Genomic DNA, 9,441 nt, shown 5'->3' on the forward strand with positions numbered 1-9,441 from the left:
GAGCCGGGGCCGTGGGTGCCTGGGTGGCCTGGGGTGTGGCGGGAGTGGTGTTGCGCGTGGTTCCGCCGCCGTTCAGCAGGTTGCTCGGCGGTGCCGGGAACGGGTTCGTGCCATACGCAGGGGCCACTTTCGACATGAAGTTGGAGAACATCGGCCCGGCAATCATGTATCCGTCAATGCCGGGGTAGAACTTGCCGTTGACCGTGATGTTCTGGCCGGCACGGTCCTGGGCGCCCAGCGCGTCACCGAACCAGGCAGCAGTGGCCAGGCCGGTGGTGTGGCCAACAACCCAGGTGGATCCGTTGTTGTTGGACGTACCGGTCTTGGCGCCGATCGGGAAGCTGGTGCGCGTTGAAATCCGGGGCTGGATCAGCGAGCCGGAGCCACGGTTCAGGACTTCCTGCAATGCGTAGTTCACACCGCGGGCCACGTCGGGCTTGATCGCGTCCCGGCAGCTGGTGGACTGTGCGGGCAGGTCCTTGCCCGTTCCGTCCTTTACCGAGGTGATGGCGATGGCCTCGCAGTACTTGCCGTCGTTTGCGAACGTGGCGAACGCGCTGGCCATGGTCAGCGGGGAGGTCTGCGTGGATCCGAGCAGGTTGCCCAGGGTGGACATGTTGATCTTCGGGTTCGGCCCGTCAGCGTTCGGCAGCCCGCTGTGGAGTCCGACGGCGTCAACCACCTTCTGGATGCCGCAGAAGTCCAGCTGGGCTGCTGAGGCAAACGTCACGGTGTTGATGGAGTTGTAGAGGCCCTCCAGGACGGACAGGGGCTTGTACCACTGGGGTTCGGCGTTCTGCAGGTCGTCCGCCGTGCCAAGGCCCTGGTTCTTTTGCGCGGTGCTGTAGCCGCCGGTCACCTTCCCGCAGGTGTTCCGCCACGGGAAGTTCAGCGGGTAGATGCGCTGGGCGGCGTTGACCATCGTGTTCATGGGCTTGCCCTCGTTAAGCCATTCCGCGAACGTGAACGGCTTCATGGTGGACCCGGGCTGTGCGCCGCCGAGGCCGTTGAGGTCGTTGCCGTCCTTGTCCAGCTTGTCCACGTTGAAGTTCACCTGCGAGTCGAACGACGCCTCGGCCGGCAGGAAGCTGGTGTTCTGGGCCATCGAGATGATCTTGCCCGTGTTGGGCTGCACTGAAACCATGGCGGCACCCCACTTGTCCGGGTTGGCGCCGGCGGAGGCGTTGACCTGCTCCTGGGCGGTTGCCTGGGCGTTCGGGTCCAGCGTGGTGGTGATGGTGAGGCCGCCGCCGTAGATCAGACGCTGGCGTTCTTTGAGGTCGGTGCCGTACGCGGGGTTGTTCTCAAGCAGGTGCAGGACGTAATCGCAGAAGTAGGGTGCGGTCGACGCATAGGCGCAGCCCTGGCGGGCCGGGGTCACCTTGGTTTCCACCGGAGTGGCAACGGCGGCGTCATGGTCTGCCTGGGTGATTTTGCCCTGGTTCAGCATCAGGCCCAGGACCAGGTCCCGGCGCTCTTTCGAGGCCTCCGGGTTGTTGATGGGGTCGAAGGCTGAAGGGCTGTTGACGAGGCCGGCCAGCAGCGCAGCCTGCGGAAGCGAGAGGTCCTTGGCGGAGGTGCTGAAGAAGAACCTCGAAGCAGCCTCCACCCCGTAGGCGTCACGGTTGAAGAACACGATGTTCAGGTAGCCCTCAAGGATCTGCTCCTTGCTGAACTCCTTCTCCAGGGCGATGGCCAGCTTCATTTCGCGGAGCTTGTCGCCCACGCCCTTGTTGACACCGTTGAGCTTGATCTGGTCCTCGTTGCCCTCGGCGGCGAGGTTGGCGTTGAGGACGTTGTTAACGTACTGCTGGGTGATGGTGGACGCGCCCTGCTTGTTGCCGCGCGCAGTGCTGACCAGGGCACGGAGGATGCCGGTGGTGTCCACACCACCGTGGTCATAAAAACGGCTGTCCTCGACGGCGATGACAGCTTCCTTCATGAACGGCGAAATCTGCTCCAGGGCAACCTTGGTGCGGTTTTCCGTGTAGACGTTGGCGATCTCGCTGCCGTCCGCGGCCAGGATCCTGGTGGTCTGGTTGGGCGGGTCCACCTTCAGCTCTGCCGGCAGGGTGTCGAAGAACTCGATCGAACCGCTGGCTGCGCTGCCTGAGACGGCTGCCGCGGGAACCAGCAGGCCTGCTACCAGGACACCACAAATCGCACTCACGCCAAGGAAAACGAGGATCTTTCCAAGGGTGGTGGCAGTGTCGAATAATGGGTTCTTACGAGTCGCCATGTTTTCCACTTTACCGGCAAGGACTAGTCTTTCTCTCATGACCAAATGGGAGTACGCCACGATTCCGCTCATTATCCACGCCACAAAACAGATCCTGGACCAGTGGGGAGATGACGGCTGGGAGCTCGTCCAGGTAGTCCCCGGACCCGACGGAAACGGTTTGGTTGCCTACCTGAAGAGGGAGAAGCAGTAGCATGAGCACCTCCGCAGAAGCCCAGTCCGGCACCGCCGCCGAGCCCGTTTCCGCTGTTGAGCAGCGCCTGGCGGACCTCGGACTGACCCTTCCCGAGGTTGCCGCCCCGGTGGCTGCCTACGTTCCCGCCGTGATCTCGGGCAACCACGTTTACACCTCCGGCCAGCTGCCGTTCATTAATGGCAAACTCCCAGCTACGGGCAAAGTCTCAGCCGGCACCGAAGGCTACGCCGACGAGCCCACTGTTTCGCCCGAGGACGCCCAGCAGTACGCCGCCATCTGCGCCGTGAACGCCCTGGCCGCCGTAAAAAGCGTCATTGGGGACCTGGACCGGATCACCCGGATCGTCAAGGTTGTGGGATTCGTCTCATCTGACCCGTCCTTCACGGGACAGCCCGGCGTGATCAACGGCGCCTCTGAACTGCTGGGCCGGGTCCTCGGTGACGCAGGCCAGCACGCCCGTTCCGCCGTCGGCGTTTCGGTGCTGCCGCTCGACTCTCCAGTAGAGGTCGAACTGATAGCCGAATTCAGCTAGGACCGGTCGCTTCCTTTGCCTCAGCTCGCCCGACGCCTGTTTGCACTCCCTCAAGACCTTGAAGGGGCAGCGCAGAGCTGGCTTGAACACGGCGAGAGGAGCCCTCGGGCTGCCCGCCTCGCATCGTCCGTTGTCCTGCTGCGTGATTCCCCCACCGGCCTGGAAACCTGGCTGGCATACCGGCCGGGTTCCTCGCCGCTGGGGGTCCTCGCCTTCCCTGGGGGCTCACTGGACGCCGGCGACGACGACCCCGTCGGCTGGCTGGGCCCCTCACCTCAGCATTGGGCCGAGCAGATGGGGACGGACGACGTCGGGCTGGCGCGACGCCACGTAGTGGGCGCCATCCGGGAACTCTTCGAGGAGACCGGCGTGCTCCTTGCCGGCCCGGACATGGCCACCACGTTTGAAGCAACATCCTCCGCTGAATGGATGCGTGCCCGCCTTGCCGTGGCCGAGCAGGAAAAAACGTTCCCAGAGGTCCTGGGGAAACGGGGGCTGTCGCTGCGGACGGACCTGCTGAAGTCCCTGGTTAACTGGCGCAGCCCCGACTTCGCCCACCGCCGGTTCGATACCCGCTACTTTGCCGCCACCGTTCCGCTGAACCAGCAGCCCACCCTGCTCGAAGGCAAGGGCGTGTGGGGGCGGTGGGTTAATGCTGCCGAGGTCATAGCGGGGCGGGACACAACTGCCCTCGGTGATGAGGTAGGCCAGGAGAACACTGTGGGCCGCACGCTCGGCGAGCTTCTGGTGCCGGGCTCCGAGATCATGCTCGAGAAGATGGCCATGGCCAACGGCTGCATCGCGTACCTCAGCTATAAGCGCAAGGCGCACGTCTACCAGCCGCAGCTCGTGGAGGAAGACGGGAAACTGCTGCTTGAGGTCGAGGCTGCCAAGACTGTGGCGGGGGATCCCCAGCGCGAACGCTGAACCTGCCCCGGACGCTAAAGCCGCTCTGAACGCTAGATGCGACGGAGCGTCGAATAGGGCCGACTGGGGAGGTTCCCGGCGGTCCACGGTTTGTCCGATGGTTCCAGCGGAATCTGCCCGCGGCCGTCCCGGATCACCAGGACCACCGTGCCGACCATACCGGCAAGGGAAGCCAGGCCCAGCAGGATCAACACAACAACCATAGCCACGGACATCGCCATGCACCTCTAAGCCCAATTTTACGCCGCTCCGGTGGTTGAGGTGGTTGGTGGGCCGTGGTTGAGTTCGCTGCGCGGCTGCCTTTCGCCGTCGCTTAGACACGCCGCATAAGGGAACCTGCGGTCGCTGGGCGACCTCCGGCTCCCGATGCGTCGCGATGCACTCCTACGCGAAAGTCGGCCGCGCAGCTCAAACGCGCCATCACCTTTCGCAGATATTGATCCGACGCGCCACCACGTTTCGCAGATATTGATCCGACGCGCCACCACGTTTCGCAGATATTAATCTGACGCGCCACCACGTTTCGCAGGTCATGTACCAAGGCTTTATCACCTCCTGCTGATGGCGGGTTGTCTGTTGGACTGCAGGAGGTGATGGGGCGTTTTTAGGGGGTACACGCGAAAGGCTCGGGGTCCGGCATCCGGAAGCGTGCGTCAGAGCGACGAAGGAGCAGCACGCGGAGGATGCCGGCCACGGGCCGGAACCGTCGGGGGCATGCAAAAGGCCGCCCCTTGGGGCGGCCTTTGTGCTGTGCAGACTAGCGGGAGCGCTGGCGGAGGCGCTGCATGTCCAGGATGACCACGGCTCGGGCTTCCAGGCGGAGCCAGCCGCGCTGGACGAACTCGGCGAGGGCCTTGTTGACGGTCTCACGGGATGCGCCGACCAGCTGGGCCAGCTCCTCCTGGGTGAGCTCGTGGGCCACCAGGACGCCGTCCGTGGCCGGGCGGCCAAAGCGGTCAGCCAGGTCCAGGAGTGCCTTGGCAACGCGGCCGGGTACGTCGGAGAACACCAGGTCGGAGAGGGAATCGTTGGTGCGGCGCAGACGGCGGGCGAGGGCCTGCAGGAGCTGCGCGGAAACCTCGGGGCGGGTACGGAGCAGGTTGTTCAGGCTTTCGTTCCTGAGCCCGGCCAGGCGGGTCTCCGACACTGCGGTGGCCGTGGCAGTACGGGGGCTGGGATCGAACAGGGCCATTTCGCCGAAGAGCTCACCCGGACCGAGGATGGCAAGGAGCGACTCCCGGCCGTCCGGGGAAGTCCGCCCAAGCTTTACCTTGCCGGAAACGATGAAGTAGAGCTGGTCGCCCTGGTCGCCCTCGCGGAAAACCGAAGCACCGCGGGAAAGGTCCACCTCGGTGAGCTCGTCCGTCAGCAGACGGAATGCGTCGTCGTCGAGCGTGGCGAAAAGTGGTGCTCGGCGCAGTACCTCGATGTCCATAAAATCTCCTGAATAAAAGTTTCGGCTGTGGCGCTTGTGCCATTGTTTCAGAATTTTCAAGGTTCTGTGACGAACTTGGCAGCCAAAACGCCCTAACGGCGGGCAGGAGGGCCGCCGGCAGCCCCCAGAAGATTGTCAGCCTGCGCCACTAGAATGAGCCTACAACTGCTTATAAGGAGCCTTAGTGGTCGGCTTGACTGTCCTGGACATCGTCCTGATCCTGGCGTTGCTGTCCTATCTGGCCTATGGCTTGCGCAACGGGTTCCTCGTCACGGTCGGCGGCATTGCCGGGTTTGCTGCCGGAGCCATCGCTGCCTTCTTCGCCGTCCCTTTGGTGAGCGGCTTCGTGGCTGATACGGGGTGGAGGCTGACCGCCATCGTGGCCGCCGCCGTCGCACTGGTCGTACTGGGCCACGGTTTGGGAACCATGATCGGCCGGCAGGTCCGCGGGGCTATGCGGATCAGGCCCCTGCGGGCTGTTGACCGTCTGGTGGGCGGCGCCGTGAACCTGGTGGTTTCGGCCCTGGTCATGTCCATGCTGGCCTTCAGCATCGGCTCCCTGGGTGTGCCGTTTGTTTCGCAGCAGCTGGCCGAATCCAAAGTGATCGGTTTCATTGACGACATCACCCCGGATCCGGTGAAAGCCACCATGGCACAGCTGCGCTCGGAAGTGATCGGCAACGGCATCCCCACCCTGATTGAAGGCCTGGACCAGGGCCAGACCGTACCTGTGCCGGACGCCAGTACCGACACCCCCGCCCTGAACCGCGCTGCCGAATCCGTCCTGAAAATTGCCGGAACAGCGTACCAGTGCGGGCAGAACCAGACCGGCACCGGCTTCGTAGTTTCGGAGGACCGAGTGGTCACAAACGCGCATGTCGTGGCGGGCGTGTCGGAGCCGGTGGTGGAGATGTCCGACGGCGGGGCCATGCCCGGACGCGTTGTCTACTTCGATACCCGGCATGACCTCGCCGTGCTTGCCGTGGAGGACCTGCCCGTCCAGCCGCTGCCGCTGAGTGCCGACCTGCCCAGCGGCAGCCTGGCCGCGTTCGCTGGCTACCCGCACGGCGGGCCTTTCCAGTCCCGGCCCGCCACCATCCAGGACATCACCACAGTTCTGGTGCCTGACATCTACGGAGGCAACCCGTCGCCGGAGGACATCTACCGGCTGGCCGGAAATGTCCAGCCCGGCAACTCCGGCGGCCCGCTCTTGACCACGGACGGCCAAGTGGCCGGTGTGATCTTCGCGAAGGCCACCTCTGATGCCGAGATGGGCTTCGCCATCACCATGGATGACCTCAACCCGGTAGCCTCGCAGGCGGCGTCACTGAGCGCACCCGTTTCTTCAGGGCAGTGCATCCAGAAGTAGCGGAGCAGCAGCAGTAGCGGCAGCCGGAGAGAAGTATCAGGAAGCGGGCTTAGAGGACTTCCGCGAGGTAGTCGATGGCCAGCTTGTAGCCGAATACCCCGGCGCCCACGATCACCGCGGAGCACACCGGCGACAGGAACGAATGGTGCCGGAATTCCTCGCGCTGGTGCACGTTGGTGATGTGCACTTCGACTGCGGGCAGCTGGACCGCTGCGAGGGCATCGCGAAGTGCCACGGAGGTATGCGTGAAGGCGCCGGCGTTAAGGACAATTCCGACGGCGGATTCCCGGGCGGCGTGGATTGCGTCCAGCAGCACACCCTCATGGTTTGACTGCAGGCATTCGACCGCGAAGCCGTGCGCCTTTGCCGTGCGGGCTGCAAGGTCCTCCACATCAGCAAGGGTGGATGTGCCGTACTTTTCCGGTTCCCGGGTTCCCAGCAGGTTCAGGTTGGGCCCGTTAATTACCAGGATGGTGCCGCGGCGCTCTGCGGTGGTGGCTTCAGTCATGGATGCAAATCTAGTGCCGCGACTGCCTGGGCGCATTTCTTACGGTTCGCTTTTGATCACCCATGGAACAACGCGGGGTCAGATAATGCCCGTCCGGAGGTCCTGGATGGGCAATAACTGACCCCGCGTTGCTTTAGCTTTATTCCTGGTGATGCCCTGCCTGTCTAGAGCGCGGTGAAGCGCATCAACAGCGCGTGCTCCGGGTTGAGGATGGGCATCGGCAGGCCCACCTCCGCCAGGAAGCGGCCGCTGGCCACGGCACCGTCGGCCAGCCAGGCCGGCGGCTGGACCTGCGTGAAAGTGTGGCCGTAGTCAGCGTCACCAGGGGCCGGGAAGATGGCCTCCACCCGGTAGTTGCGGTCCTGCTCCAGGCCGGGGATAGCGACCTTGCCGGGCTGCTCGGCGAACGCCGTGCGCGTGCTGACCAAGGCGAACAGGGCCGCCGTCGTGCCTGCCTCCGGTGGCGCGGCAGCGACGGTGCCGTGCAGCATCAGCGACTCGTCCGGAACGTCCGCGCGGACCATCCGGCCGCTGTGGATGAGGCCGCGGTGCTCCTTGTACAGGCCGATGAACCGCTTAAGTTCCTCCCGCTCGGCACCCGTGACCTGCCGGACGTCCCACTCCATCCCGAAATGGCCAAAGAGGGCCGTGATGGCGCGGAAGGACAGGTCATGGGTGCGGGCCGTGGTGTGTGACGTGGTGGGCCCGATGTGCCCGCCCACCAGCTCCGGCGGTACCACCAGCCCGGTCCACCGCTGGATGCTCTGGCGTTCCAGGGCGTCGTTGCAGTCCGAGGCCCAGATCCGGTCCGTCCGCTCCAGGATCCCCAGGTCCACGCGTGCGCCGCCCGAGGAGCAGCTTTCAATTTCGACGCCGGGGTTCGCCTTCTTGAGCTCGTCGAACAGCCGGTAGGCGGCCAGGGTCTGTTGGTGGACCGAGGCGCGTCCGGCGTGGCCGTGTTCCAGCAGGTCCCGATTCTGGTCCCACTTCAGGTAGCTGATCCTGTTGTCGCGCAGCAGGGCATCGATGCGGTCGAAGATGTACTGCCAGGCGTCAGGGTTGACGAGGTCGATCACGTGCTGGTTGCGCCATTCCAGGGGCAGCCGGCCGCCGTCCTTGTGGGACAGGGCTGCCGGGCCCACGATCCATTCCGGGTGGGCGCGGGCAATGTCCGAGTTGAGGTTGACCATTTCCGGCTCCACCCAGAGGCCGAATTCCATGCCGCGCGAGGTGACGGCGTCGATCAGGGGGGTCAGTCCGTCCGGCCAGAGGGTCTCATCGACGTACCAGTCGCCGAGCCCGGCGTGGTCGTCCCGGCGGCCGCGGAACCAGCCGTCGTCGAGCACAAATCGTTCAACGCCGAGGTCCGCAGCGGAATCAGCCAGCTCGATCAGCGCGGACAGGTTGTGGTCGAAGTAGACAGCTTCCCAGGTGTTCAGCACCACCGGACGTGGTTTGCCGCCGCCTGCCGCCGGCAGCACGTGGTGCGGGCGGGACCGGAACCAGCTGTAGAAGGCTTCGCTGATGCCGTCCAGTCCGCGGTCCGAGTAGGCGGCGAACAGCGCGGGCGTGGTGTAGCTGCCCTGCGGCTGCAGGATGACTTCGGCCGGTCCGAGGAGTTCGGAACCGCCGATCATGGTGCGGCCGTCGCCGATGGTGTCGGTGAACTGTTCGTGGTTGCCGCTCCACGCCAGATGGGTGGCCCATACCTTGCCGTGGCGGTTGCCAAAACCGGGCGTGCCGGCGGCGAGCACCAGGGAGGAGTCATGACCTGTGCGGCCGTGCCGACCGGTCCGTACCCAGGTGCCCTGCTGGATGGCCCGGCGCTGCGGGTGGTTTTCCCGGCACCAGCGGCCGGTCAGGTCGAGGAGTTCGACGGCGTCCGGGGCCACCGGGAGGACGGTGGCCAGTTCGTCCAGCTGGTAAGCGGTGGTGCCGTCATTGGTGACCGTGTGCCGCAGTTCGAGCAGGCCGCCGTCGTGCAGTGCCAGGGTGGACTCCACGCTGAGGCCTGCCTCGGCGTCGGCCTGGGTGATGACCGCCGTGCTGCCCTCGGCATGTGCTGCCACGGTGCGAAGGCGCGGGGAGAAGTCGAGTCCGGAAACGCCGTCGGCCGTGCGGTGCCCGCGCAGGCCCGGGCGGCCGCGCCAGCTGGAGGAGGCCTGGGGCAGGAGGCCGGCGGGAACCGTGGCGTCGATGGCGGAGGGGGGGACGGGCTCGCCGAGGATGGCGAGG

At 65.3% G+C, this 9,441-nt stretch carries 9 protein-coding genes; 4 read left to right on the forward strand and 5 right to left on the reverse strand.

Going from position 1 to position 9,441, the window contains the following annotated elements:
• The coding region (locus FNL14_RS22535; protein ID WP_142064920.1) for a transglycosylase domain-containing protein at positions 1-2,239 on the reverse strand (2,239 nt) is incomplete at its 3' end.
• Between the two features lie 37 nt (positions 2,240-2,276).
• Here FNL14_RS22535 and FNL14_RS22540 point away from each other — a divergent pair.
• Genes FNL14_RS22540 through FNL14_RS22550 form a run of 3 tightly spaced genes read left to right on the forward strand, consistent with a single transcriptional unit; the run spans position 2,277 to position 3,894 of the window.
• A complete protein-coding gene (locus FNL14_RS22540; protein WP_003797879.1) occupies positions 2,277-2,432 on the forward strand; it encodes a DUF4177 domain-containing protein in 156 nt (51 codons plus the stop codon).
• A 1-nt stretch (position 2,433) separates the two neighbouring features.
• The gene (locus FNL14_RS22545; protein ID WP_091422644.1) at positions 2,434-2,967 is read left to right on the forward strand and encodes a RidA family protein; all 534 of its coding nucleotides are present in this window, start codon (positions 2,434-2,436) and stop codon (positions 2,965-2,967) included.
• Between the two features lie 15 nt (positions 2,968-2,982).
• The gene (locus tag FNL14_RS22550) at positions 2,983-3,894 is read left to right on the forward strand and encodes an NUDIX hydrolase (RefSeq protein ID WP_142064923.1); all 912 of its coding nucleotides are present in this window, start codon (positions 2,983-2,985) and stop codon (positions 3,892-3,894) included.
• 32 nt (positions 3,895-3,926) lie between these two features.
• Here the strand turns inward: FNL14_RS22550 and FNL14_RS22555 are convergent, their stop codons facing one another.
• Both FNL14_RS22555 and FNL14_RS22560 read right to left on the reverse strand, forming a co-directional pair.
• On the reverse strand, positions 3,927-4,109 hold the full coding sequence (locus tag FNL14_RS22555) for a hypothetical protein (RefSeq protein ID WP_255470970.1): 183 nt from the start codon (positions 4,107-4,109) through the stop codon (positions 3,927-3,929).
• Positions 4,110-4,651: 542 nt separating this feature from the next.
• Complete coding sequence (locus FNL14_RS22560; RefSeq protein ID WP_091422637.1) at positions 4,652-5,329, reverse strand: Crp/Fnr family transcriptional regulator; 678 nt, start codon at positions 5,327-5,329, stop codon at positions 4,652-4,654.
• Between the two features lie 184 nt (positions 5,330-5,513).
• Here FNL14_RS22560 and FNL14_RS22565 point away from each other — a divergent pair, with 184 nt between their 5' ends.
• Positions 5,514-6,698, forward strand: coding sequence for a MarP family serine protease (locus FNL14_RS22565; protein ID WP_091422634.1), 1,185 nt, complete (start codon positions 5,514-5,516; stop codon positions 6,696-6,698).
• 49 nt (positions 6,699-6,747) lie between these two features.
• Here FNL14_RS22565 and aroQ read toward each other — a convergent pair whose 3' ends face one another.
• Together aroQ and FNL14_RS22575 are read right to left on the reverse strand one after the other, a co-directional pair.
• Complete coding sequence (aroQ, locus tag FNL14_RS22570) at positions 6,748-7,206, reverse strand: type II 3-dehydroquinate dehydratase (protein WP_142064928.1); 459 nt, start codon at positions 7,204-7,206, stop codon at positions 6,748-6,750.
• A gap of 164 nt (positions 7,207-7,370) precedes the next feature.
• Positions 7,371-9,441 (reverse strand): alpha-galactosidase (locus FNL14_RS22575; protein ID WP_142064931.1); only part of this gene is annotated, 2,071 nt, incomplete at its 5' end.

It is taken from the genome of Pseudarthrobacter sp. B4EP4b (genome assembly GCF_006680095.1).
Classification (GTDB): domain Bacteria; phylum Actinomycetota; class Actinomycetes; order Actinomycetales; family Micrococcaceae; genus Arthrobacter.